The organism is Corynebacterium haematomassiliense (genome assembly GCF_013978595.1).
GTDB lineage: Bacteria > Actinomycetota > Actinomycetes > Mycobacteriales > Mycobacteriaceae > Corynebacterium > Corynebacterium lehmanniae.
In genome coordinates this window covers 417951-435390 of record NZ_JACDTZ010000001.1, presented here as the reverse complement: position 1 = coordinate 435390, position 17440 = coordinate 417951, and the positions used below count along the sequence as shown (strand labels likewise).

Genomic DNA, 17440 nt, shown 5'->3' with positions numbered 1-17440 from the left:
TTAGTTGACCGTGTGAACGATCATGACGTCGCAGTCGGACTGACGCGCGACGTCCGCCGGCACGGAGCCCAGCAGGCGGCCGGTCAGGGAGTTGATGCCGCGGTTGCCCACCACGAGCAGGTCCGCCTTGTTGTCGTTGACGATGGCCATCAGCGCCTGCACCGGGGTGCCCGGGCGGGTTGCGGTCTGCACGTCCGGTGCGCCTGCGGCGCGGGCGTGCTCAGCTGCGCCCTCGAGGTTCTCCAGCGCCTTCTGGTCACCCAGGATGGTCACGGAATCCTGACGCAGCGTCTTCGCGGCCTCTTCCTCGTTCTCGTAGTACGCGGTACCGATGACGAGGGTTGAACCGAACGCAGCTGCAATCTTCGCGGCGCGCTCAACGGCCAGCAGAGAGGACTTGGAACCGTCGGAGCCGACGACGATGGTCTTGTAGTTATCGGCCATGTGAAATCACCTTTCAAAAATGCGACGCGGTTAGCGTGCTTAGTGTACCCCTTGGCGGTTTAGTCGTGTCCCTCTGCCCGGGTATCCACGAGCATGACGTCCACCGGGGCCTTCTTGGCCACGTTGCCGGGGATGTTGCCGAAGATGCGGCCGGCCATCGAGCGCATGCCCTTGTTGCCCACCACGAGCAGGTCAACGCCGTACTCGCCGACGGCCTCCACCAGCACGTTTGCGGGCTGTCCTCCCTTGGACACCAGGTTGACCTTGCCGGCCTGCTCCTCCTTGGCAATCTCGTCCGCCTTGCGCAGAATCTCGCGCGCGTTGGTGGCGGTGACGATGTCCACGCGGGACAGCTCCGCGTTGGTGGAGTTCAGCATCGAGCCGGACGCGGTGTAGTGGGCGCAGATGATGGTCAGCTCGGCGCCGTAGACGCGGGCGAGGCTGGCTGCGGCACGCACTGCGACCATGGAGGTGGCGGAGCCGTCGGTGCCGACAGCGATCGACTTGTAGGTGTGCAAAGCAGGTTCCTTTCGCTAATTCCCTGTGTCTTTAATACCACGCAGCTCTCGTTTGAGATCCGCAATCTCGTCTCTGAGTCTTCCGGCAAGCTCAAACTTCAGTTCGCCGGCGGCGTCGCGCATTTGGACCGTCAGGTCGTCGATAAGCTTCTGCACCTCATCCGAGGCCATGTTGGACACATCCGCGCGTTCGGCGACGGCCGCATCGGAGCTCAAGCTTGCCGACGCATCCGCGTCCGCGTCTTCATACACCTGGTCCAAAATGTCCGCGATCGCTTTGCGCAGCGGCTGCGGGTCGATGCCGTGTTTTTCGTTGTAGGCGATCTGCTTCTCGCGGCGGCGCTCGGTTTCGTCGATGGCCTCCTGCATGGATTCGGTGACCTGGTCGGCGTACATGATCACCTCGCCGGAGACGTTTCGTGCCGCGCGGCCGATCGTTTGGATCAGCGACTTGGTCGAGCGCAAGAAGCCCTCCTTGTCCGCGTCCAGGATCGCAACGAGGGAGACTTCCGGCAGGTCCAGTCCCTCGCGCAGCAGGTTGATGCCTACGAGCACGTCGTACTCGCCCAGGCGCAGCTGGCGCAGCAGCTCCACGCGCTGCAGGGTGTCGATGTCGGAGTGCAGGTAGCGCACCTTGACGCCGTTGTCCAGCAGGTAATCCGTGAGGTCCTCGGCCATGCGCTTGGTCAGGGTTGTCACAAGGACGCGCTCGTCCTTGGCGGTGCGGGTGCGGATTTCGTCGATCAGGTCGTCGATCTGGCCCTTGGTGGGCTTGACGGTGACCTTCGGGTCCACCAGACCGGTCGGGCGGATCACCTGCTCCACAAACTCGCCCTGGGCGGCCTCGAGCTCGTAGTCGCCGGGGGTGGCGGACATGTAGACGGTCTGGCCCACGCGGGCCTCGAACTCGTCGAAGGTCAGCGGTCGGTTGTCCACCGCGGACGGCAGGCGGAAGCCGAACTCCACCAGGTTGCGCTTGCGCGACATGTCGCCCTCGAACATGCCGCCGATCTGGGGCACGGTGACGTGGGACTCGTCGATGATGGTGAGGAAGTCCTCCGGGAAGTAGTCGATCAGCGTCGCCGGCGCAGACCCCGCCGGGCGGCCGTCCATGTGACGCGAGTAGTTCTCGATGCCGGAGCAGAACCCGACCTGCTGGATCATCTCCAGGTCGTACTCGGTGCGCATGCGCAGACGCTGCGCCTCGAGCAGCTTGCCCTTGTTCTCCAGCTCCTCGAGCCTGTCCGCAAGCTCCTCCTTGATCGCCTCGATGGCCTTTTCCATGCGCTCGTCCGTGGCCACGTAGTGGGTGGCCGGGAAGATGCGCACCTCGTCTTCCTGACTGATCACGTCGCCGGTGAGCGGGTGGATGTAGTACAACGAGTCCACCTCGTCGCCGAAGAACTCCACGCGCACGGCCACCTCTTCGTAGGCCGGGATGATGTCCACGGTGTCGCCCTTGACGCGGAAGGTGCCGCGCTTGAAGTCGATGTCGTTGCGCTCGTACTGCACGTCCACCAAAAGGCGCAGGAAACGGTCGCGCTCCACTTCCTCGCCCACGCGCAGCACAATCGATCGGTCCAGGTAGGACTGCGGGGTGCCCAAGCCGTAGATGCAGGACACCGAAGACACCACGACCACGTCGCGGCGGCTCAAAAGCGCGGAGGTGGCGGAGTGGCGCAAGCGCTCCACGTCGTCGTTGATGGACGAGTCCTTCTCAATGTAGGTGTCGGTCTGCGCGATGTAGGCCTCCGGTTGGTAGTAGTCGTAGTACGACACGAAGTACTCCACCGCGTTGTTGGGCAGCAGCTGGCGCAGCTCGTTGGCCAGCTGCGCTGCCAGCGTCTTGTTCGGCGCCATCACCAGCGTGGGGCGCTGCTGCTTTTCAATCAGCCACGCGGCGGTGGCGGACTTGCCGGTACCGGTGGCACCCATGAGCACGACGTCGCGCTCGCCTCGGTTCAAACGCTCGTCCAGCTGCGCAATCGCCGTGGGCTGGTCGCCGGAGGGTTCGAACTCGGAGACGACCTCGAAGGGTTTCTCGCGTCGCTCAATCTCCCCCACTGGGCGAAATCCAGACTGCGCGAGGACGGGATGTTCAGCAGCAAAAGCCATAGTGGCCAGTGTATCGCCAAGAGCGTCGGCGAGGCATTGCTCGTCGATAAGCAAAGTCGCGAACGTTAAGCGGCGTACTTGCGGGAGGTTTCCAGCCACTCCTGCAGCTCGCCGGCTTCCTCCCACATGGAATACAGCGCGGAACCGCCCGGGCGCATCACCGCCTGAGCGCGGCGGCGGATCCACTGCCTGTCGTCCATGGTGAACGGGTAGTCGATCCTGCCCTCGAGCCCCTCTGGCAGATGGCCGTTGATCACTGCGGCGAGCGCGATCACGGATTCCGCTTCCCCCGTTCCCAGTGAGCCCAAACCGCATTCGAAGCGGAACTGGTCCATGCGGAACGTGCCGTTGACCAGCGCTGTCACGGCATCATTTGCGGAGTCGTTGTCGAACGGCCCCGTGTTCCACGTTCCCATGCACCGAAAGTTAAGGCAGCAAGGTAAATGAAACGTGTCACACCGGTAAATTTCGCCAGTACAGTTCACTAACCTTTGATTCTCTCGGCAAGCGCCGCCACCTGCGGTTCCAGCGCCTCGAGGGGACCGTTGTTGTCGATCACGACGTCTGCCGCCGAAAGCCGCGCGGCGTCGTCGATCTGTTGCGCCATGCGCGCCCTCGCATCGGCCTCATCGAGCCCTCGCTTTGCGACGAGCCTCCGGATCCTCTCCTCCTTGTCCACATCCACGACAACGGTGAGGTCCATGTCCTTGTGCAGCCCGAGGTCCACGAGCAACGGCATGTCGTAGATGACGGCCTGCTCCCCCGCCTCTTCCGCGGCGGCGAAGCGGCGTTCGGACTCGGCCTGGATGGCGGGGTGCGTGATGGCGTTGAGGCGCTGCGTGTCTTCCGTCGTGGCGAACGCGCGGCGCGCAAGCTCCCCGCGGTTGAGCGCCCCGTCGTCGCCGATGAGGTCCGCGCCGAACTCCCGCGCTACCTCGTTCAGCACCGGCGAGCCGGGTTCCATGATCTCGCGTGCGATTTGGTCGGCGTCGACCACGGCGAAGCCAGCGCTGCCAAGCATCCGCGCCACCGTGGATTTTCCGCTGCCGATGCCGCCTGTCAGGCCCACTTTCTTCATGGGGCCGAAGATAGCAAAACGCCCCGCCCTCGACAGATTGGTCGGGGACGGGGCGCCGTCGCTAAGCAGCGTGCTTACGAGTTTTTCCTAAGCACGAGCTTGCGAGTGCTTAGTTGCCAGCGAGCTTGTCGCGCAGAGCCGCGAGCTGCTCGTCGGAAGCCAGGGAGCCGATGTTCTCCTCAGCCTGGTCAGCTGCCGGAGCTGCAGCTGCAGACTCGGAGGAGTAGTTGGCCTGATCGCCCTCCTGCTCCGCGGCCTCGGCGGCAGCGGCGCGGTGACGCTCGATCTGAGCGGTGTGGGCCTGGTGGCGACGCTCTGCCTCGGCGTAGCGTGCCTCCCATGCCTGACGAGCCTCGTCGTAGCCTTCCATCCACTCGTTGGTCTCCGGGTCGAAGCCCTCCGGGAAGATGTAGTTGCCCTGCTCGTCGTAGGAGTCGGCCATGCCGTAGCGGGACGGATCGAACTCCTCGACGTAGTCCTCGTCAGCCTGCTTGAGGGACAGGGAGATGCGGCGACGGTCCAGGTCGATGTCGATGACCTTGACCATGACCTCTTCGCCGACGTTGACAACCTGGTCCGGGACCTCCACGTGGCGCTGAGCCAGCTCGGAGATGTGGACGAGGCCCTCGATGCCCTCCTCGACGCGGACGAACGCACCGAACGGGACAAGCTTGGTGACCTTGCCTGGGACGATCTGACCCACAGCGTGGGTGCGGGCGAAGACGCGCCACGGATCCTCCTGGGTCGCCTTCAGCGACAGGGAGACACGCTCGCGGTCGAGATCGACGTCGAGCACCTCGACGGTGACCTCGTCACCCACTGCGACAACCTCGGACGGGTGGTCGATGTGCTTCCAGGACAGCTCGGAGACGTGCACCAGGCCGTCGACGCCGCCGAGATCGACGAACGCACCGAAGTTGACGATGGAGGACACGACGCCCTTGCGGACCTGGCCCTTCTGCAGCTGGTGCAGGAAGTCAGAGCGGACCGCGGACTGGGTCTCCTCCAGGTAAGCGCGGCGGGACAGGACCACGTTGTTGCGGTGCTTGTCCAGCTCGATGATCTTGGCCTCGAGCTCCTGGCCGATGTACGGATCCAGGTCGCGGACGCGGCGCATCTCGACCAGCGATGCCGGCAGGAAGCCGCGCAGCCCGATGTCGAGGATGAGGCCACCCTTGACGACCTCGATGACGGTACCGGTAACCGGCTGGTCGTTGGCCTGCAGCTCCTCGATGGTGCCCCAAGCGCGCTCGTACTGAGCACGCTTCTTGGACAGCATCAGGCGACCTTCCTTGTCCTCCTTGGTCAGGACAAGTGCGTCGATCTCATCGCCGACCTCGACCACGTCTTCCGGGTCGACGTCGTGCTTGATGGACAGCTCGCGGGTGAGGATGATGCCCTCGGTCTTGTAGCCGATGTCGAGCAGGACCTCGTCGTGGTCGACCTTGACCACGGTGCCGGTGACGATGTCGCCATCGTTGAAGTACTTGATGGTCGCGTCGACTGCGGCGAGGAATTCCTCAGGGCCACCGATGTCGTTGATGGCTACCTGGGGTGCGTTGGAAGTGCGCATAAGTTCTATGTGCTCCGAAAAATAGGAGATCGTGTTTGGACAGAAGCGTCTCTCTCAGCCACGTAAACCTGCAGCTAGAGTGCTATAGGCTCGCGTGCGCCGATCTCACGCTGCGACGGCCGCCTCACCCTCCTATTACGGTGGGCCCCGTGCTCGCGCGTAGACACGCCCGCACGAGTGTAGACACTTTGCCCAGCTAGAGCAAATGATTCGCAGGCGCTTTCCGATGTCCATCCGGTTTGCCCCGACCGCTAGCATAAGCGGAGTCTGATAGATACCACCGGTTTTGGGAGCAATCGTTTATGTGGAAACGCAGCCTCGCAGTCGCTGCATCATTTGTCGGCATTGTCGTCGGTGCCGGCTTCGCCTCCGGCATGGAGGCGCTGCAGTACTTTGTCGCCTACGGCACCAACGGGTTCTACGGCGTCATTCTCGCCAGTGTGACCATGCTGTTCGCCGCGACAGCGTTCATGACCTTCGGCTCATATTTCCTGGCGCGCGAGCATAACGAGGTCTTCTACAACGTCGCCTCGAAGCCCGCGGCCTTCATCATGGACTGGTCCGCGGTGGCCTGCATGTTCTCCGTCGGGTTCGTCATGTTCGCCGGCGCCGGGTCGAATCTGCAGCAATCCTTCGGATGGCCGATTTGGGTCGGCGCTGTGGCCATGCTCGCGCTCATGCTCATTGTCGGCCGGTTCGACGTAGACAAGGTGTCTTCGGTGATCGGCTGGGCCACCCCACTGTTGGTGGTGTTCGTGCTGATTGGAAGCATCTACTCGTTCACGCAGGTGGACGTGAATTGGAATGAGGTGGGCGACTACGCCCAGCAGGAGGTTGCCCGCGCCGACGGCACCCCGTTCTGGTGGCTGGGCGCGCTTAACCACACCGGCTTAAACGCGTTGTGCGGCGTGTCTATGGCGTTGGTGATGGCCGGCGACGAGTTCGACACAAAGAGCACCCGGTATGGCGGGATCCTCGGCGGCGCGATCTACGCGGTCATGCTCGCGCTGCTGGTGGCGTCGTTGCTGATTCAAGTGGAGTCTGTCAACGGAGCGGACATGCCGCTGCTCGCCGTGATCGACAACGTCGACCCGGTGCTCGGCTTCATCATGACCTGGGTCATCTTCCTCATGGTCTTCAACACCTGCCTAGGCATGTTCTACGCGTTGGCGAAGCGCCTGACCAGCAAGCACCCGGAGCGCTTCTACCCCACCTACGCCATCGCCTGCGTTGTCGGTTTCGGGCTCTCCTTCGCCGGTTTCCAGCCGTTGGTGAACAGCCTGTACCCGATTCTGGGCTACCTCGGCCTGTTCGTCATGGCGGTGATGACGGTGACCTACCTGCGCCACCGCGACGAGCTGAAAGACGAGGGCGAGCGCCGCGCGGACGCAGTTGAGGCCGGAGACGGCCAGGAAGTCGAGGATCTCGCCGCCGAATCGAACCTGGAGGAGGACGAGTTCAAGGACGCGGTCCAAGAAGAAGTTGAGTCGTCCGAGGACGACAACAAGCGCCGGTCCCTCAACGACCTGCTCTAGCACACCGGGGGTACAAATCGGGGGCGAAACACTCCGTTACGCGCAAGTGAACTGCGCGTAACCCACCACCTTTAATTGCTGGCCAGCCGTCCAAGTATCCGTGTGATCCAGTTAACGCAGTGTTCGATCCTGAAGTTCTCCTGTGGGACCGTTGAGTGTTTCCTTACCCGTCGGTAAGGTCGCACTTGGCTTTCGGGGGACGACCTGGCCAGGGGTGAAATCTAAGCCCCAGCCCGGTCAAGGCCATCCCCGGCGGCCCCTTCCCCCAAGGGGAGGTCCACAACTGAATACGCACTCGGAGCTGCTGGGGGAGGCTCCGCGGGAGGGGTCACGGCCGTGGGCGGGGTGCCGTGCGCGAGGCGGGTAGGAATCGATATCGTTCCTACCCGCCTCGGCGTTGCTCCAGCCAGATTCCTAGTGCGCGGCGGCGTCCCAGTTGGCGCCGGTGCCGGCGGAGACCTCCAGCGGGACGAGCAGCTCGATGGCGCCGTCCATCTCGCGCTCCACAATCTCGCGCACCTCGTCCAGCTCGCCCGGGGCGATCTCCACAACGAGCTCGTCGTGGACTTGGAGCAGCACGCGGGACTTTTTGCCTTCCAGCGCGGCGTCCACGCGCAGCATGGCCACCTTGATGATGTCGGCGGCCGTGCCCTGGATCGGCGCGTTCAACGCGGCGCGCTCGGCGTTCTCTCGCGCCACGCGGTTGTCGCTGTTGAGCTCCGGCAGGTAGCGACGGCGGCCGAAAACGGTGGACGTGTAGCCGTCGCGACGCGCCTGCTCCACCACCTCATCCAGGTAGCGCTTCACGCCGCCGAAGCGCTCGAAGTAGCTGGCCATGATGTCTTTCGCCTCGCCGGCGGAGATGGACAGCTGGTTGGACAACCCGTACGCAGAGAGCCCGTAGACCAGGCCGTAAGACATCGCCTTGACGCGGCGGCGCAGCTCCGGTGTGACCTGGTCGATGGGCACATCGAACACGCGCGAGCCGACGAAGTTGTGCAGGTCCTCCCCTGCCCTATACGCCTCGATCAGGCCCTCGTCCTGGCTCAGGTGCGCCATCACGCGCATCTCAATCTGCGAGTAGTCAGCGGTGAGCAGGCACTCGTAGCCCTCGCCCACCACGAACGCGGAGCGGATCGCACGGCCGGCTTCGGTGCGCACCGGGATGTTCTGCAGGTTCGGCTCCGCGGAGCTTAAGCGGCCTGTCGACGCCACGGTCTGGTTGAACGTGGTGTGGATGCGACCGTCCGGCTGCACCGTCTTAATCAGCCCCTCGATGGTGGACTTGAGCTTCTGGTGCTCGCGGTGCGCAAGCAGGCAATCCAAGAACGGGTGCGGATTCTTCTCCGCCAGCGCTTCGATTTCGCCCGCGGCCGTCGAGTACCCGGTCTTGGTCTTCTTCGTCTTCGGCAGCTCGAGTTTGTCGAAGAGCACTGCGGACAGCTGCTTGGGGGAAGACAGGTTCAGCGAAGGCTCGTCCACAAGCGCACGCGCCTCCTCCTCAACCTGCTCCACTTTGAGCGTGAGCTCCTTGCGCTGGTTTTCCAGCACGTCCAGGTCCACCGCGATGCCGGTGTGCTCCATCTCCGCGAGCACGGTGACCAGCGGCAACTCCAGGTCTGCGTAGAGCTCGTAGGAATCTATCTCGCGCAGCTCCTTGGTCAGCTCCGCGGACAGCTCCAGGATCGCCGCGGCGGCGTCGACGTCCGCGGTGTCGCCGAGCAGACTCATCTGGTCCGAGCCGACGTTGAGCTGGCGCTGCAGATGGCGCTGGTAAATATCCTCCAACGCATACGTGCGCTGGCCCGGGCGCAGCAGGTACGCGGCAATCGCGGTGTCGTGCGCGATGCCGGCAAGTTCGATGCCCCGGCCGCGCAGCATGTGGTACGCCGCCTTCGCCTCGTGCATGAACTTCGGCGCGTCCGACTCCAACCACTGCTTGAGCGCAGCGTCCTCCTCGGCGCTCAAATCAGCGGCGAGCTTGGATATGCCATGCCTTTGCTTATCGACGATCGCCAGCGCCACCACATCACCCTGCCCGGGAGTAGCGTTGCCCGAGACGTAGACGGCAAGGCCGTCGGCGTGACGAGGCTTAAGCCAGGTGTCCAGCGGCTCGTCGTCGATGGTGACGTCTTCGAGTTCGACGGTTTCTTGTACGGGCGCCGCGCCGTCGGTAGGCACGGCAGCGAGGACGCGCTCGCGCAGGTTCACGCCGAACTCGAGGTCGTCGAAGCGCGCCGCAACCTGGGTGACGTCCGCCGGCTTGAGCTCCAGATCGTTCGGGGCGACCGGCAGCTCGACGTCGGTGACCATCTGCGTGAGCTCGCGGTTGAGCCGGACCTGGTCGATGCGCTCGCGGAAGTTGTTCGCGGCCACGCCCTTGAGCTCGTCGGCGTTGTCGATGAGTCCCTCGAGACTGCCGTACTGCGAGATCCACTTCGTGGCGGTCTTCTCCCCCACTTTCGGCACGCTGGGCAGGTTGTCCGACGGGTCGCCGCGCAGCGCCGCGAAGTCCGGGTACTGCGCAGGGGTGAGCCCGTACTTGTTCTCCACTTCCTCGGGCGTAAACCGGGTCATGGTGGACACTCCGCGGGTGGGATACATCAGGGTCGTTGTGCCGTCCACAAGCTGGATGTAGTCGCGGTCGCCGCTGACCAGCACAACCTCGAAGTCGCCTTCAGCGCGCGCCTGGGTGACCAGCGTGGCGACGATGTCGTCCGCTTCGAAGTTCTCCTTACTCAAGGTGGTGATGCCGAGGTCGCCCAGCACGTCCTCGATGATCGGCACCTGGCCTTTGAACTCCGGCGGCGCGGCCTCACGCTGCGCCTTGTACTCCGGGAAACGCTCCGTGCGGAAGGTCTTCCGGCCCACGTCGAAGGCGACGGCGGCGTGCGTCGGCTTCTCGTCCGCCAGGATGTTGGCGAACATGGATAAAAACCCGTAGACCGCATTCGTGTGCTGGCCACCCGACGTGGAGAAGTTCTCCGCGGGCAGCGCGTAGAAAGCGCGGAAGGCCATCGAGTGGCCGTCAATAAGCAACAGTCGCTTCGTGTTCTCGGGTGTATCGCTCACGGTTGGCCAGTCTAGCGGGCAGCCCGACATGGCCCGGCTCGCCCACTAGCGAGGTGATTTCGTGGCGGAGGCTGCACTGGGATAAACTTTCGCCCGATGCCCCAGTAGCCCAATTGGCAGAGGCAACGGATTCAAAACCCGTCCAGTGTGAGTTCGAGTCTCACCTGGGGCACGCTTTTCTCGAGGGTTTCGGAAACTTTTTCCGGAGCCCTCGCTCAAAATTAACGGGGCGACGAGTCGCCTTGGACCGCTTAGCCGAAATAATCCGGTACACCGTTTCGATCGGTGACGCACCCACCCCACTCGCGATCCAAAAATATGTTCGTCTCGGGACGTATTTTCTTCCGTGCCTGTCGCCGCCCCGGCTACCATAAAGTGCGAATTATTTGAACGCCCCGACAAACGAAACGAGGCAGCGAAACGGTGGCCGGCGCGAAGCAATTACTCGAATTGACCTGGTTCAACAAGGACAAGGCGCTCATCCCCAGCGAAGAGGGACGCTACGCATACGAGTGGGTTGACCCGAAAGACCCGCGGTACTGCGAGACTCGGGCACTCGTTGTTGACGAAGTGGTCACCGGCAAGCAGTCGCCGAAGGACGAGGACACTCGATACTCGGAGCGGGCAGACCTAGAGCCGACCGAGGACAATTTGCTGGTCCTCGGTGAGTCCGGCGACGTGCTTGAAGCTCTTGCTCACGTGCCGGAGTTGCGAGAGAAGTACCTCGGCAAGGTGAAGTGCATTTACATCGACCCTCCTTTTAACACCGCACAAACCTTCGCCAATTACGAGGACAACCTCGAACACTCTGTCTGGCTCACCATGATGCGTGACCGTCTGGTTCACCTACGCAAGCTTCTTAGCGATGACGGGTCGATTTGGGTCCACCTCGATGACGTGGAAAACCACCGGATGCGGGTGCTTATGGACGAAGTGTTTGGAAGTGGAAACTTTGTGGCAGAGGTGGTTTGGGAAAAGACCTACTCGCCCAGAAACGATTCGAAGGGCATTCCCGCAGTCACTGACACCATCCTGGTTTATTCCAAGTCGGGTGGGTTTTTTCCGAACCGTTTGCCGCGGACGGAGGAGATGGACGCCCGATATAAGAACCCGGACAATGATACCCGAGGGGCATGGAAGAACGCGGACTCATCGGCTCCGGGTGCGGTAACCCATCTCGGAATGATTTACGGCATCCAGCACCCCATCACAGGCGAAATGACCTACCCCTCCACAGGTCGATGCTGGCCATTCTCGCAAGAGAAAATGCTTGAAATCTTCTCTGGTTGGGGTCCCTACGAACGCGGAGAAATCACTGACAAAGAACTCGAAAATCAGCAACGCGTCGCAGGTTCTAGCGTCGAGGCGAGAACCGACGTCCCACCACTAGTTATGCGAGATTGGAGCAGAAACAAAGTTCATGCTCAGAAACGTTACGAGGAGGGGAACTGGCCCCAGTTTTACCCAACCAGAGGTGGTACTGGTGGGTTTGGCCGGAAGACCTACCTAACCGACGTAGACTCAGGACGGCTTGCTACGAACTTACTGCCCTACAGTGAAGTCGGGCATACAGACACCGCGGCTAAGGAAATTCGAGCACTCTTCCCGGGAACTTCGGCGTTCTCCACCCCCAAACCAGAGCGGCTCCTAGAGCGCATCATCCACATCGCAACCGATCCCGGAGACGTCGTCCTCGACGTGTTCGCCGGTTCGGGAACCACCGCTGCGGTAGCCCAGAAGATGGGTCGCCGCTGGGTGACATGCGAACTCGTGGAGGACACCTTCAACCGCTTCACTCGCCCCCGCCTTGAGAAGGTCATCAATAACGAAGACCAGGGCGGAATCAGCATTCAGAAGCCAGAGCGCGTCGACGCGACCGAGGAAGGCCTTCCCGACGGTCTTTCGCCAGAAGACGCCCAGAAGTTCAACAGTGCTCTTAACAAGGTGCTCGCAGCGAATCCCGAATTGAAAACCGAATCGGTAGTCAAGGCGCTCAAAACTGCAACGAAGACTAAAAACCAGAAAGGCGTCGTCAACTGGCGCGGCGGTGGCGGTTTTGCTGTCGCCCACCTTGCACCGCAGTGTTTCGACTACGTCCCCGAATTGGGTCTCGTCACGCTTACCGAAGCGGCAACCGGTGCGGCGCTCGTCAACTCTGTCGCAGCGAACCTCAACTTCTCGCTCACCCCGGACAACCGTCATTTCAACGGCAAACGAGGCTCGATGTTTCTCAAAGTAGTCGAAGGCCGACTCGATCAAGACAAGGCCGAAGATCTTCTCGCCCATCTGAATGAGGGCGAAGGTGTCACGCTCGCCGCAACGGAGCTCGAACCGGGAATCAGGCAGTTCGCGAGGACAACGGGCAAGCCGTGCCAGATTGTCCACATTCCGAACGACATCTTCACCTACTCGGCAACGGCAACGCAGGAGGGCAAGTAGACATGGCACTTCCAATCGCACTTGACCAAGGACTCATCGACAGCATTGCGACAGAGTTCCAGCTACGAGACCCCAATAAGCGTGCGCTGCGCAAGCTCATCTACCACCTCACGGGCGACTTTAACCCGCTAGAGCCGATGGTCTTGCACATGGCCACAGGTGCGGGCAAGACCTACCTCATGGCCGCGCTCATTGAGTACCTCTCGCGCTTCGGGGTGAAAAACGTCATGGTGGTCGTCCCACCCTCGACGGTATTGGAAAACAAGACTGTCCAAAACTTCACCCAGGGGTCGCGTCGCTACGTTGACGGCTTCTCCTCTGCTCCCCAGGTGGTTTCGCCTGGCAATTACGGCGCGTGGCGTGCCGGCCAGTCTGAGCTTTTCCGCAATGCCGCAGACGGTCCGATGGTCTACGTCTTTAACGTGTCGCAACTTATCGAGCCGAAAATCGCAAACGCAGGCGCAGACACCAAAGACGGTATGCGCCGCAAGATTCGCGACCACCAGGAAGAGTCCGGCTCGCTCTACGATTACCTGGTCAACCTCGACGACCTCGTGGTTATCGCAGACGAGTCTCACCTGTTTGGCACCTCGGCTAAGGCGTTTAACCAGGCGCTGAAGGATCTCCGTCCCGCTGCCACGATTGGGCTTACCGCTTCGGCATCCGATACGGACCACGTCATCTTCCACTACCCGCTGTATAGCGCGATTGAAGACGGCTACGTGAAGTCGCCGATGCTGATCTACCGCGAGAACGGCTACCCCAAGGACTCAGCCGAGGAAAGGCAACTGCTCGACGCGGTCTCACTGTTGCGGAACAAAGAGGCTGCCTACGAGGCGTACGGCCAAGCGAACTTCCCCGGAGAAGCAGGCGAGAAAAAGCGGACGAAGCCTCTGCTGTTCGTCGTTTGCGAAAGCGTCGCGCATGCCGGAGAAGTCACCAAGATCCTCCAGGGGCCAGGCTATTTCGGCGACCCTGACGCGGTGCTCCAGTTCGACAACAAACACAATGACGCGGTCACGCTGCGCCGATTAGACGAACTCGATAGCCCTGCCTCGACGGTGCGAGCCATTGTTTCCGTTGACCGTCTCAAAGAAGGCTGGGACACCAAACGAGTCGCGGTGATGTGTGCGCTGCGCGCTATGTCGTCGGACATTCTCACCCAGCAGACCATGGGCCGCGGCCTGCGCCTTCCCTTCGGGGCGCGTACTGGCGTAGCCGAGCTGGACCAACTCGACATTTTGAGCCACAAGTCGTTCAAGTCCCTCCTCAAGGACGAGGACGTGCTCCGTTCTTTCGGTCTCGGAGATGCCGCCCAGGGCGCTATCTCCGGCATGGACGTTGAAGAAAGCTTCCGCCAGGGCGAAGGACAGGTACAGCCAAACCCGAACGGTCTTTCATCCGAGGCTGAAACGAGTTCGGGCTCAGGCTCAACCGCGTGGCCTGACACTCCGACAGCCGAAGCGACGGACGGCCCGAGCGACATCGGCACCAAGACCGGCGAAACTACCCAGGTCACTGGTGGTAATGCCGGAGGGGTCTCATTCCGACGAGTCGGTGACAACGAGACCATGCAGCGCGCCGGCTACATCCCGGCAACGGAAATCAGGGTCAACGAACACTTCGCAGGAAAGACCTTCCTGTTTCCGTCCACGGTCATGGCGAAATCAACCACGCCGTTCCTTCTCACCCACATCGACGAGGAGAACATTATCCGGGCAGCCCGCCGCGTCGCCGACTCCAAAGAAGCACTCACGCGCGAAGAAATCGTGGTGCGAAAGTCCAAGCTCGACACGAAACGCACCACCGACGCGGAAGTCGAATCGGCTCCCGTAGCGGAAGACGCCGTCATTGGCGAACTTACCCGCCGAGTATTCGGTCTTGGGGTTGTTACCCAGGACAAAAAGAACGCGATCACACTTGTGCAATACGTCCTTCCGACCTTCATGGCGAACGCCGGTATCGACCACTGGACGGAGAAAGCGAAGCAGTCCGCAGTAGACGAGCTCGTCGCACTTGTAAACGACAAGGCACGACAGCACGCCAGCAGCCTGCAAACCGAAACGACCATCGTTCCGGTCGAACTGCCAATTGACGAGGTCGTGACCTTGCCGTTTGGCAAAGAGGTGCTCCAGCAACTCTCTAAAGACCAGCAGGCGAAGTTCAAGCCCCGCGAGTTCTACGACGGCTGGAACCGCGGACTGTTCCCCGCAGCGAGTTTCGACTCGTGGGGCGGAGAGTACCTGCTCGCGCTGCTACTGAACTACACCTCGGACATCGTATGGTGGAAACGCCTTTACTCCACTGACGGTGCGTCGATCATGTACACCACTCGAGACACCTACTACCCCGACTTCGTCGCCCAGGACTCCGACGGCACGATGTGGATTATCGAGGGCAAGTCCGACAAGGGCCGAGACGACGAAACGGTACAAGCGAAACGAGCCGCGGCCCGAGTGCTCGTCCGGGAACTGCTCGGCGAAGAGGACTTCGTCGGTCAGAAGTGGGGCTACGTCATTGCCTACGAGTCCGATATTCGAGCGTCTGAGTCGTGGGAAGACCTGAAGCGGAAGTCGAATCCCGGGGCGTGAGACAGCGCGGGGTTCGGGTCGGTAACTGGGTGAGATTGCCGAGATTGCATCTGCCTATCCACATCAGGTGAATCTGAATAGCCACGACGAAGGGAAACGAATTAATGAGAGGGAGTCGAACCAATTCGAAGAGAAGCGAGCTCACAATCCTTTCCGGCCCGCAGGAAGCCTACTTGCTTGAACCGGGTGGCGTAACCGAAGACGTGTCTCTCACCTCAAGCGCACTGCTATACAGCGACCATGTTCACCTCTACTCGATGACGGCAGGTGAACTTCAGTGGTACGCCAATGCCACACGCTTGCCGCCAGTCGAGCTCGCTGAGTTCATTCTCTGGACAGAGCGTAATAACCGGGAGATGACGCTAGACGAAACGGGAGTTGCAAAGCGCGACTGGCTCAGAAACTTCGTAAACGCGAGTAAGAATGGGAATCGGAAACAGAGGCGAGAAGCGGAGAGGCACCACAAGTTCATCCGAGAGGACGCCCACAGGCTCTTAAAACAGCAAGAAAAGATGTGGAAGGACCACGGTGGTGACCAACTTGAACAAGCCGTCTCGGCCGGTGCGTTGACGATTCATTCTGACTGGGCGACCGATGTCATCACTAGGCCAGACGAAGTCGACGTGGACAAAATGCTTGGCGTTGTCCAAGGCCAACTCGTTGCGACTGGCGGTGCGATCATGTTCGACTCGCTCATGGGGAATCTAGTATCTGCGGCTGAAAGAGAGCGGTTCCTTCCGATAGCGAATCGCCAGCAGGTGGGAATCCGAAGGACGAAAACCGGAACCGCCATGATTTCTTTCCTGCCTGCATTTCCTAACGCAAGTATCGAAAATGTTTTGGATGCCCGCAAGATTATTCGAGCTCCTCTGGAGGAATACAGGCTTGCGGTAGTCGAATTGGAAGCGATGCTTCATCCGAGATGTGGCTCAGACGTTGACGATGAAGCACTTGACGATCTTTGGCACGACTACGTGGAACCCCGCGTAAGCACGGTTATCGAGGCGCTAGATGACACTTCGCTCTCAGGTGCGTGGCGTGCAACAAAGTCCGGGCTGTTAAGGGGCTCGATTCCCGGAGTCACCTTTGTCGCGACTCAAACCGGTGATTACGTTCCTGGTGTCCAGCCGGAAGATGTCGAGAGAGTTGTCAATCTAGCGGTAAAAGCGGGCTTGCCTGACTTATCGAATCCCCTCGCAGCAGCAGTTACCGCCTCGGTGGCGGCGATAACTGGCGCTTATGCAGGGTGGAAGAACGCTTCAAAAAGTCGCCACGAGATGGTACAAAACAATCAACTCGTCTACCTTGCTGACACACAGCGCGCGCTCGCCAAACGGACCAGGTGACTACTAGACAAAGATCCGGTTGAACTAGAAAGTAAGGATCACGAGATCTGGCCAGGAATTGGCTGATTGTGAGCTAGGTCCAGAATTACTCGGAACCCCGCAGCGCCCGCTGACCCGGCTACCGAAGCGGAACTTCCTCGAAGAAATTTGGGTCGGAAGCGAGTTGGACAAACAAGTCCGTCGGCTGAGCTTCTTCAGGCATGAGCGACACCCAAGTCATCTGCTTCGTCTCGCCGGGGGCGATTAAGTCACCGCACTGCGGGTTGTCGGGTACGCGCTCCAGGTAGCCGACGTTGCCCCACGCGGAGCCGTTGGACGCGATCTGGACCTCAAGGTCTGTACTGCATGCCAGGTCAACCCCTTCCTCGGAGTTGTTCGTCACGTCTGCCGTAACGGAAACCTGCTTGCGACCTTCGTAGTCCGGCATTTCGACTTCCGTGACGCTTGACGGGTCGGCGACGTCTACGACGTTAAGCAAAAAGTCGCCGACCTCGTAACCGGCTTGCGCTGTCTCCTGTGACTGGGACGAGTCTGTTTCCGTACCGGAGCACGACGCGAGAAACATTGCGGAGACCGCGGCGAGAGCGGAAATAGTCTTCTTCATGCCAACAAACGTTACCCACTCAGAAAGCGGGTCAAAGCTCTGGGTTGAGTGGCAGGGGGTGGGCGGATCGAGGTCTGCGACTAGGCGTGTTGCTCCGTCAGAGCAAGCGGGTCGCAAGACGGTTC

At 61.3% G+C, this 17440-nt stretch carries 12 protein-coding genes and 1 tRNA gene; 5 read left to right on the top strand and 8 right to left on the bottom strand.

The window, feature by feature from the left end; genetic code table 11:
• The 6 genes from H0193_RS02105 to rpsA form a co-directional block, all read right to left on the bottom strand.
• Positions 1 to 444 (bottom strand): universal stress protein, encoded by a 444-nt coding sequence (locus H0193_RS02105; RefSeq protein WP_181888349.1) that lies wholly within the window; start codon positions 442 to 444, stop codon positions 1 to 3.
• Positions 445 to 503: 59 nt separating this feature from the next.
• On the bottom strand, positions 504 to 962 hold the full coding sequence (locus H0193_RS02100) for a universal stress protein (protein ID WP_181888348.1): 459 nt from the start codon (positions 960 to 962) through the stop codon (positions 504 to 506).
• Between the two features lie 15 nt (positions 963 to 977).
• Complete coding sequence (uvrB, locus tag H0193_RS02095) at positions 978 to 3077, bottom strand: excinuclease ABC subunit UvrB (protein ID WP_181888347.1); 2100 nt, start codon at positions 3075 to 3077, stop codon at positions 978 to 980.
• A 65-nt stretch (positions 3078 to 3142) separates the two neighbouring features.
• On the bottom strand, positions 3143 to 3493 hold the full coding sequence (locus tag H0193_RS02090; RefSeq protein ID WP_181888346.1) for a DUF4259 domain-containing protein: 351 nt from the start codon (positions 3491 to 3493) through the stop codon (positions 3143 to 3145).
• A gap of 68 nt (positions 3494 to 3561) precedes the next feature.
• On the bottom strand, positions 3562 to 4155 hold the full coding sequence (gene coaE / locus H0193_RS02085) for a dephospho-CoA kinase (RefSeq protein ID WP_181888345.1): 594 nt from the start codon (positions 4153 to 4155) through the stop codon (positions 3562 to 3564).
• A gap of 109 nt (positions 4156 to 4264) precedes the next feature.
• Positions 4265 to 5728 carry a 30S ribosomal protein S1 gene (gene rpsA / locus H0193_RS02080; protein WP_181888344.1) on the bottom strand — a complete coding sequence of 488 codons (1464 nt, stop codon included), beginning with the start codon at positions 5726 to 5728 and terminating at the stop codon, positions 4265 to 4267.
• A gap of 302 nt (positions 5729 to 6030) precedes the next feature.
• Between rpsA and H0193_RS02075 the strand changes: the two genes are divergently transcribed.
• A complete protein-coding gene (locus H0193_RS02075; RefSeq protein WP_181888343.1) occupies positions 6031 to 7263 on the top strand; it encodes a YkvI family membrane protein in 1233 nt (410 codons plus the stop codon).
• Between the two features lie 414 nt (positions 7264 to 7677).
• On the opposite strand, the gene polA is transcribed toward H0193_RS02075, so the two are convergent.
• Positions 7678 to 10281, bottom strand: a complete 2604-nt coding sequence (gene polA, locus H0193_RS02070) for a DNA polymerase I (RefSeq protein ID WP_236883475.1) — start codon at positions 10279 to 10281, stop codon at positions 7678 to 7680.
• Between the two features lie 152 nt (positions 10282 to 10433).
• Between polA and H0193_RS02065 the strand changes: the two genes are divergently transcribed.
• The 4 genes from H0193_RS02065 to H0193_RS02050 all read left to right on the top strand — a co-directional run bounded on the left by H0193_RS02065 (position 10434) and on the right by H0193_RS02050 (position 16711).
• Positions 10434 to 10507, top strand: a tRNA-Leu gene (locus H0193_RS02065).
• A 251-nt stretch (positions 10508 to 10758) separates the two neighbouring features.
• Entirely contained in the window at positions 10759 to 12774 is a 2016-nt protein-coding gene (locus H0193_RS02060; RefSeq protein ID WP_181888341.1) for a DNA methyltransferase, read from the top strand.
• 2 nt (positions 12775 to 12776) lie between these two features.
• Entirely contained in the window at positions 12777 to 15365 is a 2589-nt protein-coding gene (locus H0193_RS02055; protein WP_181888340.1) for a DEAD/DEAH box helicase, read from the top strand.
• Between the two features lie 104 nt (positions 15366 to 15469).
• Positions 15470 to 16711: a hypothetical protein gene (locus H0193_RS02050; protein WP_181888339.1), complete on the top strand. Its 1242-nt coding sequence runs from the start codon at positions 15470 to 15472 to the stop codon at positions 16709 to 16711.
• Positions 16712 to 16829: 118 nt separating this feature from the next.
• Here the strand turns inward: H0193_RS02050 and H0193_RS02045 are convergent, their stop codons facing one another.
• Complete coding sequence (locus tag H0193_RS02045) at positions 16830 to 17315, bottom strand: DUF4352 domain-containing protein (RefSeq protein WP_181888338.1); 486 nt, start codon at positions 17313 to 17315, stop codon at positions 16830 to 16832.
• Positions 17316 to 17440 lie beyond the last annotated feature (125 nt).